At 74.2% G+C, this 16447-nt stretch carries 16 protein-coding genes; 2 read left to right on the forward strand and 14 right to left on the reverse strand.

The genetic code is table 11. From position 1 onward, the window contains the following. A partial coding sequence (locus ACH34T_RS42500) for a DUF5931 domain-containing protein (RefSeq protein WP_396026733.1) occupies window positions 1-172 on the reverse strand: 172 nt, incomplete at its 3' end. A gap of 10 nt (window positions 173-182) precedes the next feature. Continuing rightward, complete coding sequence (locus ACH34T_RS42505; RefSeq protein ID WP_396026697.1) at window positions 183-917, reverse strand: lysophospholipid acyltransferase family protein; 735 nt, start codon at window positions 915-917, stop codon at window positions 183-185. 406 nt (window positions 918-1323) lie between these two features. On the opposite strand from ACH34T_RS42505, the gene ACH34T_RS42510 reads away from it, so the two are divergent. Further along, complete coding sequence (locus tag ACH34T_RS42510) at window positions 1324-2199, forward strand: hypothetical protein (protein ID WP_396026698.1); 876 nt, start codon at window positions 1324-1326, stop codon at window positions 2197-2199. Here ACH34T_RS42510 and ACH34T_RS42515 read toward each other — a convergent pair. The 6 genes from ACH34T_RS42515 to ACH34T_RS42540 all read right to left on the reverse strand — a co-directional run bounded on the left by ACH34T_RS42515 (window position 2196) and on the right by ACH34T_RS42540 (window position 6531). Continuing rightward, window positions 2196-2900 carry an endonuclease/exonuclease/phosphatase family protein gene (locus tag ACH34T_RS42515; protein ID WP_396026699.1) on the reverse strand — a complete coding sequence of 235 codons (705 nt, stop codon included), beginning with the start codon at window positions 2898-2900 and terminating at the stop codon, window positions 2196-2198. The two genes, ACH34T_RS42510 and ACH34T_RS42515, sit on opposite strands and share 4 nt — an antisense overlap. Window positions 2901-2902: 2 nt before the next feature. Next, complete coding sequence (locus ACH34T_RS42520) at window positions 2903-3871, reverse strand: ROK family glucokinase (protein ID WP_121435044.1); 969 nt, start codon at window positions 3869-3871, stop codon at window positions 2903-2905. A gap of 46 nt (window positions 3872-3917) precedes the next feature. Beyond that, window positions 3918-4433, reverse strand: a complete 516-nt coding sequence (locus ACH34T_RS42525; RefSeq protein WP_396026700.1) for a hypothetical protein — start codon at window positions 4431-4433, stop codon at window positions 3918-3920. Window positions 4434-4484: 51 nt separating this feature from the next. Beyond that, window positions 4485-4919: an SRPBCC family protein gene (locus ACH34T_RS42530; RefSeq protein ID WP_396026701.1), complete on the reverse strand. Its 435-nt coding sequence runs from the start codon at window positions 4917-4919 to the stop codon at window positions 4485-4487. Window positions 4920-4978: 59 nt separating this feature from the next. Beyond that, window positions 4979-5746 (reverse strand): metallophosphoesterase, encoded by a 768-nt coding sequence (locus ACH34T_RS42535; RefSeq protein ID WP_396026702.1) that lies wholly within the window; start codon window positions 5744-5746, stop codon window positions 4979-4981. Window positions 5747-5835: 89 nt separating this feature from the next. Beyond that, window positions 5836-6531 (reverse strand): copper homeostasis protein CutC, encoded by a 696-nt coding sequence (locus ACH34T_RS42540; RefSeq protein WP_396026703.1) that lies wholly within the window; start codon window positions 6529-6531, stop codon window positions 5836-5838. A gap of 219 nt (window positions 6532-6750) precedes the next feature. On the opposite strand from ACH34T_RS42540, the gene ACH34T_RS42545 reads away from it, so the two are divergent. Beyond that, entirely contained in the window at window positions 6751-8556 is a 1806-nt protein-coding gene (locus tag ACH34T_RS42545; protein WP_396026704.1) for an AMP-dependent synthetase/ligase, read from the forward strand. Between the two features lie 35 nt (window positions 8557-8591). Here the strand turns inward: ACH34T_RS42545 and ACH34T_RS42550 are convergent, their stop codons facing one another. From ACH34T_RS42550 to ACH34T_RS42575, 6 genes are all read right to left on the reverse strand, one after another. Next, a complete protein-coding gene (locus ACH34T_RS42550) occupies window positions 8592-9293 on the reverse strand; it encodes an SDR family oxidoreductase (protein ID WP_396026705.1) in 702 nt (233 codons plus the stop codon). Between the two features lie 206 nt (window positions 9294-9499). Continuing rightward, the gene (locus tag ACH34T_RS42555; protein WP_396026706.1) at window positions 9500-10879 is read right to left on the reverse strand and encodes a DUF1996 domain-containing protein; all 1380 of its coding nucleotides are present in this window, start codon (window positions 10877-10879) and stop codon (window positions 9500-9502) included. A 35-nt stretch (window positions 10880-10914) separates the two neighbouring features. After that, window positions 10915-11547 (reverse strand): DUF4142 domain-containing protein, encoded by a 633-nt coding sequence (locus tag ACH34T_RS42560; RefSeq protein WP_396026707.1) that lies wholly within the window; start codon window positions 11545-11547, stop codon window positions 10915-10917. 146 nt (window positions 11548-11693) lie between these two features. Beyond that, entirely contained in the window at window positions 11694-13208 is a 1515-nt protein-coding gene (locus ACH34T_RS42565) for a ferredoxin (RefSeq protein WP_396026708.1), read from the reverse strand. Further along, window positions 13205-14128, reverse strand: coding sequence for a hypothetical protein (locus ACH34T_RS42570; RefSeq protein WP_396026709.1), 924 nt, complete (start codon window positions 14126-14128; stop codon window positions 13205-13207). The genes ACH34T_RS42565 and ACH34T_RS42570 overlap by 4 nt, the downstream gene beginning before the upstream one ends. After that, on the reverse strand, window positions 14109-16064 hold the full coding sequence (locus tag ACH34T_RS42575; protein ID WP_396026710.1) for a hypothetical protein: 1956 nt from the start codon (window positions 16062-16064) through the stop codon (window positions 14109-14111). The genes ACH34T_RS42570 and ACH34T_RS42575 overlap by 20 nt, the downstream gene beginning before the upstream one ends. Between the last annotated feature and the right edge of the window lie 383 nt (window positions 16065-16447).

Raw genomic sequence — 16447 nt, forward strand, 5'->3', positions numbered from 1 at the left:
CCGGACGGGCGTAGCCGTCGAAGTTCATGGCGATCACGGAGGCGGCGTAGAGCAGCGCCAGGCCGCGGTAGACCGCCAGGGCCCGCCACAACGCGGCCTCCAGCCCCATCCCCCGATCGGCTCCCCCCGCCCCCGGGTCGGCTCCCCGCGTCCGCCGATCGGCTCCGCTCATCCGCCGTCGCTCAGCCAGAGTCGCTCAGTCCTCCGTCGTCCTCGACGGGCCGTACCGGCTTGCCGGCCAGCTCCGCCTTGACCTCGGCGGCGTACCGGTCGACGTACTCCTGGCCCGACAGCTCCCTGATCGCCTGCATGATCTCGTCGGTGATCTGGCGCAGGACGTCCCTGTCGTCCTCGCGCCCGTAGTACCGGGAGAAGTCCATCGGCTCGCCGAACCGGACGCCGGGCCGCACCCCGAGCCGCGGGTACGGCTTGCCCGGCGGCATCAGCTCGAACGTGTTGATCATCGCCATCGGGATCACCGGCACCCGCGACTTCAGCGCCAGCCGCGCCACCCCCGTCTTGCCCCGGTACAGCCGGTTGTCGGGCGCCCGGGTGCCCTCCGGGTAGATGCCGAGCAGCTTGCCCTCCGCGAGGATCCGCAGCCCCGTCTGCAGCGCCGCCTCCGCCGACGAGCCGCCCGTCCGGTCCACCGGCACGACCCCGACCCCGGTGAAGAACCCCTTGCTGATCAGCCCCTTGACCCCCTTGCCGGTGAAGTACTCGCCCTTGCCGATGAAGAAGATCGGACGCAGCAGCGGCAGCGGGCCGAAGAAGTGGTCGGCGAACGACAGGTGGTTGCTCACCAGCAGCGCGGGACCCCGCTTCGGGACGTTCCGCCGCCCCCGGTTCCGCGGCCACCACCCGAGGTACAGGATGGGCGAGAGAACGACCCTGAGCAGGATCCAGAACCAGAGCATGCGGGGACCTTCCTCGGACCGCGCGCCCGGGGCGACGGGCACGGCCGGTCCCTGGCCGACGGGGACGATGGGACATCTTCCCACTCCGTGTCCCACCGATCTACCGGCCGGTATGGCGCGGGACATGGAGGAACGAACCGGACAGCCCGTCCCGGCCGCCGGATGGCCGCCGCACGATGCCCGCGAGGCGCGGGAATGAACGTAGGCTCTGAGGCGTCAATCTCAATCGAGTGCGCCCTGGGGCTTGTCCCGGGCGGCGCAGCGAATACCGTGGGACACACGTTTCAGGGTGTCCGGGAGTGCCGCCGCGAGCCGGGGGCGCGACCGGACCCACATGTCGATGGGGGGCGGAGGCCGTCATGCCGGTGCCGTCGGTCACGCCGGAGTCGTCGAAGGAGCCGGCCCCGTGAATCGCCGTGGCAATGGACTGTCAGCGGACACCTACGCCCCACTGGTCGACCTCGCACCGCATCTCGCCGACGCGATGCTGGCGGCGCTGGGAGAGGCCGGGGTCGCGGCGTACGCGGCCTCGCCGTCCGACCTCGCCGACCTGGCCGACGTCGTCGAGCCCGCCGGTGAGACCGTCGCCGGCGACGTGCTCGACCGGCTGTACGTCGACGTCGACATGAAGCCCGCCGCCGAGGGCATCCTGCGCGCCCATCTCGCCCGGCTGCGCGACGCGTCCGCGCGCGGCTCGGACGGCGACCGTCCCGACGCGGGCGACCGTCCGGAGACCGGCGTCGCCGACCCTCCCGCGACCACCGACCCGGTCGACACGCGAAAGACGTCCGACTCGCGCGGCGCGGACGGCGGCGCGCCCGCCAAGGACGCGGACGGCGAGCGCGACGAGGACGCCATCTGGGCCGAGATCGTCGCCGGCTTCGACTCCACGCCCGACGGCGAGGACCCCTGGCCCGACGAGGAGAACGTCCGCGAGCCCGCCGATCCGCCGCAGGAGGGCGACGACCGCACCGGCCGCCTCCCCCGCGCCCGCGTGATCAAGGCCGCGGACACGCCCGAGTTCCCGCCGGACGCCGACGAGGAGGGCCACTACGTCCCGCCCCCTCCCCCGCCGCTGCCCAGCGCCGACCCGCTCACGAAGGGCGCCTGGATCGCGCTCATCGGCGGCCCCCTCTACCTCCTGATCACCGTCATCCTCGACTGGGACGTCCCCGGCTGGGCCGCGTTCCTCGCCGTCGCCGCCTTCATCGGCGGCTTCGTCACCCTCGTCCTGCGCATGGGCGACGAGCCCAGAGACCCCGACGACGGCGCGGTTGTCTAGGAAATCTCCAGCTCGGCGAGGACCGGCCGGTGGTCCGTGGCGGCCGGGTAGTCGGCCGTGATCGTCTCGTCGTCGGTGGGGACGCCGCAGGCGGTTATTTGGACGTTCTTGTCGGTGAAGACGGCGTCTATGCGGCGGCGGGGGTCGCGGGCGGAGAAGGTCAGCTCGTCGCCCCAGGGGGCGGCGGCGTAGGCGTCCTGGAAGTGGTCGGTGAGGAGGGTCCAGGACGGGCCGCCGGGCTCCTCGTTGACGTCCCCCGCGAGGACGACCGGGGACCGGTGGCGGGCGCGGGACCGGTCGAGGTGGGCGAGGATCTCGTGGACGTGCCGGAGCCGCGGCCCGTCCCGCAGGTCGAGGTGCGTGGACGCGGCGATGAGGCGGGCGCCGCCGATCTCCAGGACGGCGATCGCCAGCGCGCGGCGGTGCAGCTCCGGGTCGGGGGTGAGCAGGTGGAACTCGCGGGCCGCGCGGCGGACGTGCGGCGCGGCGAGGACGGCGAGCCCGCAGGCCCGCCGTCCCGCCGCGATGTCCAGGCCGCAGGCGCGGGCGAGGCGGCGGCGCTGGATCCGCCACGTCCAGAAGCGCGGGACCTCCTGCAGGCAGACGACGTCCGGGGCGAGCGCGCGGACGATCCGGGCCACGGCGGCGGGGTCGTCGCGCAGCGACCGGACGTTGTAGCTCAGCAGCCGGACGGACGGCACGGCTAGACGACGACGTCCTGCAGGGGCCGGACGCGGGCCAGGTCGGCGGCGCCGACGATGCCCGCCGCGGAGCCCAGCTCGGCGATGCGGATGTCGGGCAGCGGGCGGTGGCCGCGGCCCGTCAGCGCGTCCTCGAACGCGGCGCGGATCGGGTCGAGCAGCAGGTCGCCGGCGTCGGACAGGCCGCCGCCGATGATGAACGCGCCCGGGTCGAGGATGGCGCTGAGGTCGGCGAGGCCCTGGCCCGCCCAGTGCGCGATGGTGCGGAAGCACTCCAGGGCCGCCTTGTCGCCCTCGCGGGCGGCCTGCGACACCTCGGGTCCGCTGATGCCCTCCGGGCGTCCGTCGCCGAGTTCGAGGAGCCGTCCGGCCATCGCGGGCGCCACCCGGGCCAGGTCGCGGGCCTCGTGGACGAGGGCGTTGCCGCTGGCGTACTGCTCCCAGCAGCCGCGGTTGCCGCAGCCGCAGCGGCGGCCGTCCGGGACGACCCGGAAGTGACCCATCTCGGCGCCGATGCCGAACCGGCCCCGGTACAGCTCGCCGTTGATGATGATGCCGCCGCCGATGCCGGTGCCGAGGGCGACCAGGACGAGGAAGTTCTCGCCGCGCCCGGCGCCGAACCTGGCCTCGCCCCACGCGGTGGCGTTGCCGTCGTTCTCCACGACGACGGGCAGCCCGACCAGGCTCTCGACCTTCTCCTTGATCGGCTCCTCGCGCCAGGCCAGGTTCGGCGCGAACAGCACGTTGGAGCGGTCCTCGTCGACGAACCCGGCGGTGCCGAGGCCGACCGCCGACACCTCTTCGAACTTGCCCTTCAGCAGGTCGACGACCTCGGCGATGGTCTCGGCGGTCTCCTTGGGGTTGGTCGACGGGGTGGGCCGGCGAACCTTCTCCAGGATGGTTCCCCGGTCGTCGACGACCCCGGCGGCGACCTTCGTGCCGCCCACGTCCACGCCGATGGTCAGGGCCATGTACGCTTCCTCCTCCTCGCGCGGCACGGCTGGAGCCTCTACCGCACTACCCGATGTCGATGGGGTCGCCGCCGGTGGCGGCGGACCACGGCTCGCCCGTGCCGGGGCGGTCCGACCGCTCGGACCTACCCGCCCGCGGGCTCTCCGACGCCTCCGGCGGACGGTCCCGCCGCGCCCGGCCGGACGCGGCCTGGCCGGACCCGGTCTCGCCGGAAGCCGGTCGGCCGGACGCGGTCCGGTCGAAGGCGTCGGCGACGTCCAGCGCGGCGGCGAACAGCGACCGTCCCGCGTCGCGCAGGTGCCGGCCCACGTCGCCGCCCGACCGCCGCTTGATCGCGATCGCCCGGCAGATCGGGCAGTCGCGGCACTCGGGGGCGCCGGTGGCGATGGCCGGCCCGGGCGCGGGCGCCGCGGGGGCCGTCGCGCGGCTCCAGACGTCGCCGTCCGCGTCCCGGTCCCGGTGCGCGGCGGCGCCGCTTCCGGCTCCGCCGCCGACACGCCTGATCAGGGCGTCGAAGAGCTTGGCCGCCTCGTCGAGGACGTCGCCCGGCTGGTCGCTCATGAGTCCATCTTCCATCCGTCGTCGGCGTGAACGGTATCGCCTCCGCGGGGGTCAGCCCTCCACTCGGCGTTTGAGGCCCTTGAGCGCGGAGTCGATGATCCGCTTCTCGCCCTTGCGCTTCACCATGCCGATCAGCGGGAGCCGGACGTCCACGGCGAGCTCGTAGGTCACCTCGGTGGAGCCGTCCCGCTCGTCCAGGGTGTACGAGCCGTACAGGTCGGTGACGACCGAGCCGCGCTCCACCAGCTCCCACGACACCTTGTCATCGCCCGACCAGGTGTAGGCGAGGCCTATGGTGTCGATGAAGACCCCGCCGTCGAACGACAGCTTCGCGCGGGTGGCGCGGCCGTCCTCGCCGGTCTCCTGCACGGTGAAGCCGCGGATGCCGCTCGTCCACTCCGGGTACGCCTCCAGATCGGCGATCACCGCCATGATCTCGGCCTTGCCCGCCTTCACCGTGATGGAGGAGCTGGTGCGGTCCGCCATCTGCGTCTCCCTTGGTTCTGGTCGGGCCCGCGGGCCCCTTGTCGTAGAGAAAGTATCTTTCACACCGTCAGGACGTAGGGCACGCCACGGGCACGGAAATGACCCACGTTGACGCATTCGGTGCGGCCGATGCGCATCCGGCTCGCGAGCGGCTGGTGGACGTGCCCGAACAGCATGTATCTCGGCTGCGTCCGGTGGATCGCGTCCAGGATCGCCTCGCTGCCCCGCTCGAACCTGCGCGCCACAGTGTCGTACAGCAGCTCAGGGACGGCGGGCGGGATGTGGCAGCACAGCACGTCCACGGCGCCGACGGCGTCGACCTTCGCGGCGTACGCGTCGTCGTCGAGCTCGTAGGGGGTGCGGTACTCGGTGCGCAGGCCGCCGCCGACGAACCCGAACCGCAGGCCGCCGATCTCGGTGGTCTCGCCGTCCAGGACGCGGTGCCCGTCGCGCAGGTGACGCCCCCACATGCGCGGGACGTCGACGTTCCCGTACGTGAGGTACGCGGGGGACGGCATGGCCGCGAACAGCTCGGCGTACTGCCGGTCGACGGCGCGCTCGATGTGCGGCCACGCGTCGCCGTCGAGGGACGACCACAGGCCACGGGAGAACTCGCGGGCCTCGTCGAAGCGCTTCTCCGTCCGCAGCTCGATGAGGCGGGCGGCGTTGCGCCGCCCGAACAGGTCGGCGAAGATCCCCTGCGCGTGGTCGTGGTAGTCGACGAACAGGATCAGGTCGCCCAGGCAGACGAGCGCGTCGGCGCCGTCCGCCGCGGCCGGCAGCGCGTCCGCGCGGCCGTGGACGTCGCTCACCACGTGGATCCTCATGAACCGACTGTAATAGGGCAGACCGCCCGCGCGAACGTCCGGCCGGCGACCTGCGCGGACGGCGTCCGCCCGCGGCCCGCGAAACGGCGTCAGCCGGCGGCGGCGGACACCAGGGAGCGCCATTCGCGCACCAGCGCCGGGTCGACGGGCGCGTCCCAGGCGCCGTCCGGGCGGACGGCGGTGCCGACGTGGAACGCGGTGACCCCGGCGGCCGCGAGGACCGCGACGTGCCTGCGGCGCAGCCCGCCCCCCGCCATGATCATCTTGGCTGCGGCCGGGTCCCCGGTGGCGCGCCGGACGAGGACGTCCACCCCGGCGTCCACGCCCCGCGCCGATCCGGCCGTGAGGACGGTGTCGAGCCCGCCGCCGAGCCCGCGCACGACGTTCCAGGCCTGGGCCGGGTCGGCGGCGTGGTCGAGCGCGCGGTGGAACGTCCAGGGCAGCGGGGCGGCGTCGGCGGCGAGCTTGCCGGTGGCGCCGGTGTCGACATGGCCGGACGAGTCGAGGAACCCGAGGACGAACCCGTCCGCGCCCGCCTCGGCGAGGCCCGCGGCGGCCTGCCGGAGCCGGTCGAGCTCGCGTCCCGACGTGCGGAACCCCGCGTTGGCCCGCAGCATCACCCGGATCGGCAGGGACGTGGCCGCCCGCACGGCGGCGACGAGCTCGGGGTCGGGGGTGAGGCCGTCCGCGGCCATGTCGGCGACGACCTCCAGCCGGTCGGCGCCGCCGTCCTGCGCCGTCCTCGCGTCGTCGGCGGTCAGCGCGATGATTTCCAGCAGCGACATGGCGTTCCCCCGGACCGCGATCGTGTGCGACGGGCACAAGCGTAAGCGACCGGCCGGCGTCCGCCAGGGACGGCGTGCGGCCTTTGCACTGCCGTTACCCCACCGCTCCGAACCTCAACCCACCAGGGCAGATCGCCTACTCGTAGGTATCATGCGGTTTCGGAGGGGCCTCCGCGGATTCCTCCCGCCCACCCGGCAGATCGACAACAGGAGCAGGCCGTGCGCGAGTTCAGCGTCCCCGCGATGGTGGAGGTCCCCGACTCCGCCGTACTGACCGACGCGCCCTTCACCCGGGCCGCCGAGGAACCGGGGACGATCGTGGCGCGGCGCAAGAGCGGCCCCGCCGACGCGCCCGCGTGGAGCGCCGTCACCGCGTCCGAGTTCGCGGCCGAGGCCGCCGCGGTCGCGAAGGGCCTGGTGGCCGCCGGGATCGAGCCCGGCGACCGCGTCGGGCTGATGTCGCGGACCCGCTACGAGTGGACCGTCCTCGACTACGCGATCTGGACGGCGGGGGCGGTCTCCGTCCCGATCTACGAGACGTCGTCCGCCGAGCAGATCGAATGGATCGCCGGCGACTCCGGCGCGAAGGCGGTCTTCGCCGAGACCGCCGAGCACGTCGCGGCGATCGAGGGGATCCGGGGCCGGCTGCCCGGCCTCGCGCACGTGTGGGGCATCGACGCCGGCGGCGTCGACGAGGTCGTCGTGCTCGGCGGCGACGTCGACGACGACGTGGTCGAGGAGCGCCGCCGGTCCCGGACCGGCGCGGACATCGCCACGCTCATCTATACCTCCGGCACGACCGGACGTCCCAAGGGCTGCGAGATCACGCACGCGAACCTGGTGTCGACCGCCCGCAACGCCGTGCAGGGCGCGATCGCCGAGGTCGCCGTCGACGGCAGCTCGACGCTGCTGTTCCTGCCGCTGGCGCACGTGTTCGCCCGGCTGATCCAGGTCGCCGTCATCGAGGGCGGCATCATCCTCGGGCACAGCGACGTCCCGAACCTGCTGCCGGACCTCGCGACGTTCCGGCCGACGTTCCTGCTCGCCGTCCCGCGCGTCTTCGAGAAGGTCTACAACGGCGCCGAGCAGAAGGCCGCCGCCGACGGCAAGGCCAAGATCTTCAAGGCGGCCGCGGAGACCGCGGTCGCCTACAGCCGCGCGCTCGACACGGGCGGCCCGGGGCTCGCGCTGAAGGCGAAGCACAAGGTCTTCGACCTGCTGGTGTACAAGAAGCTGCGCGCGGCGGTCGGCGGCGAGGTGAAGTACGCGGTGTCGGGCGGCGCGGCGCTGGGCGAGCGGCTCGGCCACTTCTTCCGCGGCGTCGGCATCACGATCCTGGAGGGCTACGGGCTCACCGAGACGACGGCGCCGGCCAGCGTGAACCGTCCGACCGCGATCAGGATCGGGACGGTGGGGCAGCCGATCCCGGGCGTGGACGTCCGCATCGCCGAGGACGGCGAGGTCCTCGTCCGCGGTGTGAACATCATGCGTGGCTACTGGAACAACGAGGCCGCCACCAAGGAGGTCCTGGACGACGACGGCTGGTTCCACACCGGCGACCTCGGCTCCCTCGACGGCGACGGCTTCCTGAAGATCACCGGCCGGAAGAAGGAGATCCTCGTGACGGCGGCGGGCAAGAACGTCGCGCCCGCCCCGCTGGAGGACAGGATCCGCGCGCACCCGCTGGTCAGCCAGTGCCTCGTGGTCGGCGACGGCCGCAAGTTCGTCGCCGCGCTCGTCACGCTGGACGAGGAGGCGCTCGGGCCGTGGAAGGAGCGGCACGGCAAGCCCGCGGCGATGACGGCGGACGAGCTGCGCCGCGACCCGGACCTCGTCGCCGAGATCGACGCCGCGGTCGCGGCGGCCAACGCGTCGGTCAGCCACGCGGAGGCGATCAAGAAGCAGGTGATCCTCGGCGTCGACTTCACCGAGGACGCCGGCCATCTGACGCCCAGCCTCAAGGTCAAGCGCAACGTCGTGATGAAGGACTTCGCGGACGAGATCGAGGCCCTCTACACCGCCTAGCCGTCCCGGCCTGGTCGCTGCCTGGCCGCCGCTTCCTAGCCGCCGCCGAGGGCGGGGCGGAGGGACGCGACGGCGTCCGCGATCCGGGTGGGGCCGTTGAGCAGGTCGAGCGTGCGGCGCCGGACGTCGGACGCGTCGAGCAGCGCCACGATGACCGCGGCGACGTCGTCGCGGGTCACCACGTCGTGCCCGATCGGCGGCTCGGCGAGGGTGACGAGGCCGGTGGGCGGGTCGTCGGTGAGGCGTCCGGGGCGCAGGATCAGCCAGTCGAGGGCGTCGCGGCGGCGGAGGTCGTCCTCCGCCTCGCCCTTGGCGCGGATGTAGGCGTCCCAGACGTCGCCGCGTCCCGGCGCGGCAGCGCCCGATGTGCCCGGGGTAGGCGGCTCGCCCGCGCCCATCGCGGAGATCTGGACGAAGCCGCGGACGCCCGCGCGCTCCGCCGCGTCCGCCATCAGCACCGAGGCGGCGCGGTCGACGGTGTCCTTGCGCGCCGTGCCGCTGCCCGGCCCCGCGCCGGCGGCGAACACGACCGCGTCGGCGCCGGTGAGGTGCCCGGCGACCTCGGCGGGCGCCGCGGACTCCAGGTCGCACACGACCGGCCCGGCGCCCGCGGCCCGGACGTCGCCCGCGTGGTCGGGGTTGCGGACGATGCCGAGCACGGTGTCCCCCCGCGCGGCCAGCAGCCGCGAGAGCCGCAGCGCGATCTTCCCGTGCCCGCCCGCGATCACGATGTTCATATCGCGATCGTACGTTCGCGGGTCCCGCGGGGCGCGGAAGCGGCCGGCGGGGCGCGGAAACGGCCGGCGGGGCGCGGAAGCGGGCGGCGGGGCGCGGAAACGGCCGGTGAGGCGCGCCGCCGATGGTCGTGGGCGGCGCGTGGTCCTCACCGGCCGCGCGTCCGGGGTCACCCCAGGGCGGTCGGATCGCCCGGACGCGGCTCCGGTCAGCGGCGCCGGCCGGAGTTGATGGAGGTGACCGCCTGGCGCATCAGGCGGTCGTTCATCACGTTGATGAAGTCGCCATGGTCGGTCACCGGGTCGTGCCCCTGCTCGGGGAACGAGTCGAGCGCGAACGCCAGCGCCCGGGCGGGCACCTTGTAGGACAGCGTCATCCGGAGTTGCGGGATGGCCGTCGTGCCCTGCGGGCACTGCCCCGTCCGCTTGTCGGCGAAGGAGACGTGCGACCGGTGGTTGGCGCTGTCGGTGTTCTGACCGTCCCAGCAGCCCGCGAAGTTCAGGATGCGCAGCACCTGGCTGCCTCCCGGGCAGAGCGGGTACTTGTCGGTGAAGCCGCGGTCCTGGAAGCCGGAGCACGACCACAGCGCGTTGGCGTTGGCCAGGCCGTTCGTCGCGGACTTGGCGTCGCCGGTGGCCATCCGCAGGAACCGCGGCATCGCCGTCACCCTGCTGCGCGCGTTGCCGAAGAACTGCAGCTTCACCGACGAGGGCTCGACGACGCTGCCGACGTTCCCGTCGATCCGGCTCTGGCCGGCCCGGTCCGAGTTGTCCTGTCCTGAGCGGAGCCGCAGCACCGGCCAGAAGTAGGTGGACTTGTCGCCGTTGGTGCAGGTCGTCCCGGCCGCGGCGAGGGTCTCGTCGGTGGAGAACGCGTCGGTGTCGAGGTTGCCGACGTAGTCGTGGATGTGATGGGCGCCGTTCTGGACGCCGGGCGCCGCGACGACGTTGTCGGGGTTGCTGTGCGCCTGGCCCTTGTTCGTGCCGCAGTTGACGGAGAACACGCCGCGCGAGGCGCCGCGGGACTGGCGCGGCTGCTGGACGCGCGGGGCGTTGCGGATGCTGACGAACTGGTCGCGGCGCGGTCCGGGCTTCACCTGGCTCTGGTTCTGGCCGCCGCCTTGACCGCCGTTCTGGCCGCCGCCGCCTTGACCGCCGGGCAGCATGTTCTGCGGATCCTCGCCGGGCGCGCCGCCGTCGCCGTTCTGGCCGCCGTCGCCCGGCGCCCCGCCGTCGCCCGGCGCGCCGCCGTCACCGGGCTGGCCGCCGTCACCGGGCGGCGCGCCGGTCTGACCGCCGTCGCCCGGCTGGCCGCCGTCATCGGGCGGGTTGCCGCCGTCCTGCTGGCCGCCGCCGTCGCCGGTCGGCTCGCCGGACGGCTCACCGGTCGGGGCGCCGTAGCCGACCTCGCCGAGGTTCGCGGCCGCGAGGCCCACGCCGTCGGCCGGGAGGTCGGCGTCCGCGGCGGCGGCCGTTCCGTTGCCCGGCAGCGCGGCCGCGGCTCCGCCGCCGGGCGCCGCCGAGCAGGCCGACGAGGCAAGGGCCAGCGCCGGAATGATCACGGCGAATGCTTTCTTCTTTCGTCCCATGGAAAGGTGCTCCCTTTTGCGGGGTGGGATGTACGTCAGCGGAGGGCGCCTCTGGCCACCAGGCCGGTGCTCTCCAGCAGCGACATGTGCGTGTTGACGAATTTCATCGACCGTTCGGCGAACGCGCGGATCTCGGTGTTCTCGCTCTGCGCGCGCACCTTGGCGATGACGGAGAAGACGGATCCGTGCGCGGCGCGAAGCCGCAGCACGAATGTCTTGTCATATTCGATCCCGTATTTGCCCGACATCTCTCTCAGCCAGCTCTTCTGGCTCCCGTTGGGCTCGCTGGGAAGGAGCACGCCGAGCCGCTCCGCGGTGGCGCGGGCGTCGGCGTCGAGTTGCATGTGCTGCTGCATGATGATCTGGCCGACCTCCCGCACCCGAGGCTTGGAAGCCCGCTGCTGTGCCTGCTGGCCTGCGGGTATCTCCCACAGACCGGCCTGCCTGACCGCGACGAGCAGTTGCCTGTCGGCCGTGCTCAGCCGTCCCCAGCGGGTGTTGACCGTGCCGCCGAGGTTCGCCGCGCCGCTGGCCGGGACGCCGGTCGGTCTGATCACGACCGCGAACGCCGCGACCACCGCGGCCACGGCCGTCAGGACCAGCAGGACGCGGCCGAGGCCGAAACGCCGCCGCCTGCGCGTTTCGGCGATTCCGTAGGATTTCCTCAAGGAACTTCTTCCTCCTTTCGAGGATCTCTCGACGGACCCGGCACGGGTTTGGAGGGAGATACGCACCGGCCCGGGTCCGAGGTTCAACGGTGTCCATCTTTTTCTTTGTTCTCAGCGCGCCCGGAATGGTGGCGCGGCGCGGCCGGTCAGCCGCGCCGCGACGGGACGCCGGGCACGCCCGCGACGACGCGCAGCGCCAGCGCCGGGCACATCGCGACCGCCTTCTGCACGTCCTTCTCCATCCAGGACGGGATGTCGGTGCCGAGCACGACCGGGAAGCCGTACCGGTCGAGCTGGATCAGTTCGGGGACGAGGTACGCGCACAGGCCGTGCCCGTCGCAGCGGCTCCAGTCGATCGCGACGCGGCCCTCCGTGCCGTCCGGTATCGGCAGCGGCAGCACCCCGTAGGTCGACAGGCCGCAGCCGCCGCCCCACCGGTGCGCCTCGATGTCGGGGCCGAACGCCTCCATCGCCGACAGGACGAACTTCGCCGTCCCGTCCGGGTGGGTGCAGGCGCCGCGGCCCCGGCCGACGCCGGCGGCGCGGCGGACGTTCTCCACCGTCCCGCCGCCCTCGGTGAGGGAGTTCAGGGAGCGGACGACGTCCGGCAGCCCGAGCCGGCACGGCCCGCACTGCCCGGCGGACTGCGCCGCCAGGTAGGCGGCGATCCGCGTGACCTCGCCGAGCGGGCAGGTGCCCTGCGTGAGCGGCAGGATGATCCCGGCGCCGACCGTCCCGCCGACGCGGCGCATCCCGGCGCGCGACAGCACGGCCCGGGACACGCCGCGCGGGTCGAGCCACATCCCGTGGTAGCCGCCGACGAGCACGCCCGGCGACGGCGGCACCTGGCAGTGGTCGAGGACGGCCTGCAGCGGCGTGCCGAGCGGCGCCTCCACGACCTGGGTGCCGCCGACGGTCAGCAGCGTGGTGCCGGGCTCGTCCTCCGTCCCGGTGGACGCGTACAGGTCGGGGCCGAGCGAGACGAGCACGGCGAGCTGCGCGAACGTCTCGGTGTTGGACAGCAGCGTCGGGTAGCCGTCCACGCCGGACTCGGACGCGCGGACCTTGACGCCCGGCGGGATCGGCGTCTCCCCGTTGATCGCGCGGATCACCGCACCGCTCTCCCCGGAGATGAACCGCTCCGTCAGCCGGACGATCCGCGCGGGCATCCGCCGCTCGCTGATCGCGGCGCGGACGGAGCGGGCGGCCGCGTCGTCCTCGACGGCCACCACGATCCGCTGCGTGCCGAGCGCGGACGCGGCGATCTGCGCCCCGTCGAGGACGAGGTGCGGCGCCCGGCCGAGCAGGACCTTGTCCTTGGCGCTGCCCGGCTCGCCCTCGGCGCCGTTCACGACGATGACGACGTCCTCGCTGGAGCCGCGCGCGTCGCGCTTCTCGCCGGGCAGCAGCGGGGGCGGGTCGGTGGTCGGGTACTTCACCCGCGCCGCCACGGCCATCAGCTTGCGGGCGAACGGGAAGCCGGCGCCGCCGCGTCCCCGCAGGTCGACCTGCTCGGACACCTGGACCAGCTCGTCCAGCGACGGCGCGCGGAGCTTGCCGTGCACGGCGAGGTGCCGGTCGAGGTCCAGCCGGTCGAACCGGTCGAACCCGAGCGTGAGCCTGGGCCCGCCGATGCCGGAGACGGTGACGGTCGAGGTCATCGCAGGACCTCGGTGTCACGGCCGCCCTGCCCGGTCAGGGGCATGCCGCGCGGGTCGGCGGTCGTGGCGCGCGAATCGCCGTAGGCGCCGCGCTCGTCATAAGCGCCGCGCTCGTCGTAGGCGCCGCGTTCGTCGCCGTACTCGCCGTAGTCGCCGTAGCCGTCGCGGGCCGCCGCCGCGGCGCGGGCCTCCTCGTGCTCCATCTCCGCCATGGCGCGCCGGTGGCGGCGGCGCCCGGCGCCGTCCGGCCGGGAGAACGCGTCGATCTCGTCGCCCGCGCGGGACAGCTCCCGCGGCTTGATCAGCACGACGATGCGGGTGATCAGCGCGAGGACGACGAACACCACGCTCAGCACGTAGGAGAGCACCACCCAGGAAGCCGCGGCGCGTCCGGCGGTCAGCCCGTGCACGATCGCCAGCGGCCAGGACGCGTAGGCGAGCACGTGCATCGACCGCCACAGCCACGCCTTGCCGCGGAACGCGAACCGCGCCCGCAGCATCCCGGTGATCACGATGATGATCAGCAGGTCGGCCGCGATCGTGCCGAGCCCGACCGCCCCGGTGGACGGCACGACGATCTGGACGGGCAGCGCCAGCCCCGCCATCACCTTCACCGCCACGTGCGCGACCAGCATCGTCGTCGCCACGACGGCGGACGCCCGGTGCAGGGCCTGCGCCAGCACCCGGTGCCGGATCTGCAGGATCAGCCGCTCGGTCGCCAGCAGGCCGCTCATCACCGCGGTGGTCAGGGCGATGAGGGTGAAGGTGCCGGCGTAGTAGTTGAGGAAGTACTGCACGTTCGCGACCGCGACGGCGCCCTGCGGGGTCGCCGCGCCGGCGAGCACGAGCACCGCGCCGACGAGCACCACGCGCAGCACCCAGCCGGGCACCGCGGGATCATCACTGTTGCGGATTCGCACCGATCGGACTCCTCTTCTGGATGGCGGCCGCCGGTGCGGCGGCCGGTCCTGCGCCGTCCAGCGGCGGGATGCCGGGGAGCGGCGATGACGGCGGAGAGTCGTCCGCCGGGGGGACCGGGCCGAGGTTGGCCAGCAGGCCCCCGGGAAGCACTTGGAGGACGCCGCGCTCGGCGAAGCCGACGAGGGGCTTGGCACGCTCCCGGAACGTCCAGCCGCCGATCTGCGCGCCTTCGAGCGGGACCGTTCCGCCGCCCCGGCGCACGCCGAACGCGACCTCGGCGCCGGCCCCCGCGGCCCCGCCGCAGGGACGGTCGGCGCCGGTGCGGCCGAGCGGATCGCCCTGCTCGACGGCGGCGCCGTCGCGCACCTTCTTCGGGACGCCCCGCACGCGGTAGTACGTGGTGGCGACGCCGCTCGGATGCAGCACCATGATCATCGCGCGTCCGGCCGAGTCGGCGCAGAAGCGGTACAGGCGGCCGTCGCCGGACGCGAGGACGCGGCTGTCGCCACCCGAGAACGCCAGCGTCGCCAGCGGCCGCGCGGACCCGTCCGCGGTCGTCATCGACCAGGCCTCGCCGACCTTCCACGGCAGCATCAGCCGGTCGCCGGCGCGGGTGCCGTTGACGAGCCCGCCGGCCCGGTCCGCCGAGAGGGTCGCGTACCGGCGCAGCGCGGCCGCCTCCGCCGCCGGCATCACGCTCGTGGGGACGGCCCCGAGCAGGTCGTTGAACAGGCGTCCGCCGGACAGCCCGACCTGCCATTCCCGGCCCGTCCAGCGCGCCGCGTAGAACGCGATCTCGGGGTTGGCGCTGCTCGACTCGGGGACGGGGATCGCGGTGGTGCCGAACACCCATGTCTTGTCGGCGCTCGTCCGGGTGGCGCCCACGACGGGCTCCTTCGCCGGCGCGGCGCCGTAGGCCTGCCGGGCGGCGGGGCCGCGCTGCTCCTGGGTCAGCTTCCGCACCTGCGCGGCGAGGGTCCGCAGGCTCGGGCCGTCCGGCGACGCAGGGCCGCCGCTCTGGCCGGGCCGCGGCGACTGCCCGGACGGCTGCCCGGGAACGCTCCCGGGCTTCGGCGGCGTGAGCGCGGTCTGCGAGCCGATGGGGCCGGACGAGCCGCCGATGGGGCCGCCTTCCAGCAGTGCCCGCTCGGCGATGCCCAGCAGGGACAGCCCGACCGCTGTGGACAGCACGATCGCGCCGATGCCGAGCCGGTCGCTCGGGCCCCGGCCGCGGCGAGGCCTCGCCCTCGGTCCGGGGCGCGGCGGCGTCCCGTGCCGCGCCTGCGCCCCGGCGGCCTGCCGCCGCCGCTCCGGACGCCGCTCAGGACGCCGCTCCGGACCCGGCCGCTCGGCGCGCCGCGACCGCGTCCGGCGCGGCTGGAACTCGCGCGACCTGTCGCGCCGCGGCCCGGGCCCGCCCACCCGCGCGTCGAACTGCTCGGGCATGGCCCCGAACCCCTCGGCCCCACCGCCGGCCGTCTTGGCCCGCGCGTCGAACTGCTGCGTCCGCGGGTCAGGGCGCTCAGCCCGCGCGTCGGACCGCTGGGGGCGCGGGCCGGGGGGCTCGGCACCCGGGTTCGGCCGCTCGGCCCGCGCATCGTAGTGCTGGGCCGGCGGACCGGGGGGCCGCGGGCCCGGGTCCGGCGGCCGGGTACGCGCGTCGTTGTGCTGGGCCGGCGGACCGGGGGGCCGCGGGCCCGGGCTCGGTGGCTGGGTGCGCGGGTCGGTCTGTCCGGTGCGGGCGTCGGTCTGTGGTGCACGCGGGTCGAGACGGTCGGCTCGCGTGTCGTAGCGCTGCGGCCGGGGGGCGGGCCGGTCGTCGCGGGAGCCGGACGGCCTGTTCCGCGCACCGAACTGGTCGGTGCGCGGGTCCTGCCGCTGCGGCTGCTCGCCCTCGCGTGACCGCCGCTCCGCGGCCTTCTCGTACCGCTTCATCTCGCGCCGGCTCGGGCCGCGGTGGGACGATCTCCGTCCGCGCTCCGACCAGTCCGGCTGCTCCGACCACCAGGACCCTTCGGGCCACTGCGGCTCCTCGGACCTCGGCCCCGTCCGGGGCTCAGGTCTCGACGAGGGGCGCGCGGGCGTCTCCGCCCACGGTGCAGCGGCATGCGTATTGCTCCGGGACGCATGCCCGTTATCGCGTCGCGCCATGCCCTCTCCTGTGGAGGAGACGGAGGGCTCGGCGAACGCCGGTGGCTCCGGACCGTCGGGCTCGTCGCCCGGCGGCCGTCCCGCTGAGACATCGGGGACCGCGGTTCAGGAGCCCGCTCGCTCCAACCGCGTTTCCCGAACGGATTCTCGACGAATCCGCTCAATCA

Origin of the sequence: Actinomadura sp. 9N215, assembly GCF_044326345.1 — a bacterium.
Lineage (GTDB): Bacteria > Actinomycetota > Actinomycetes > Streptosporangiales > Streptosporangiaceae > Spirillospora.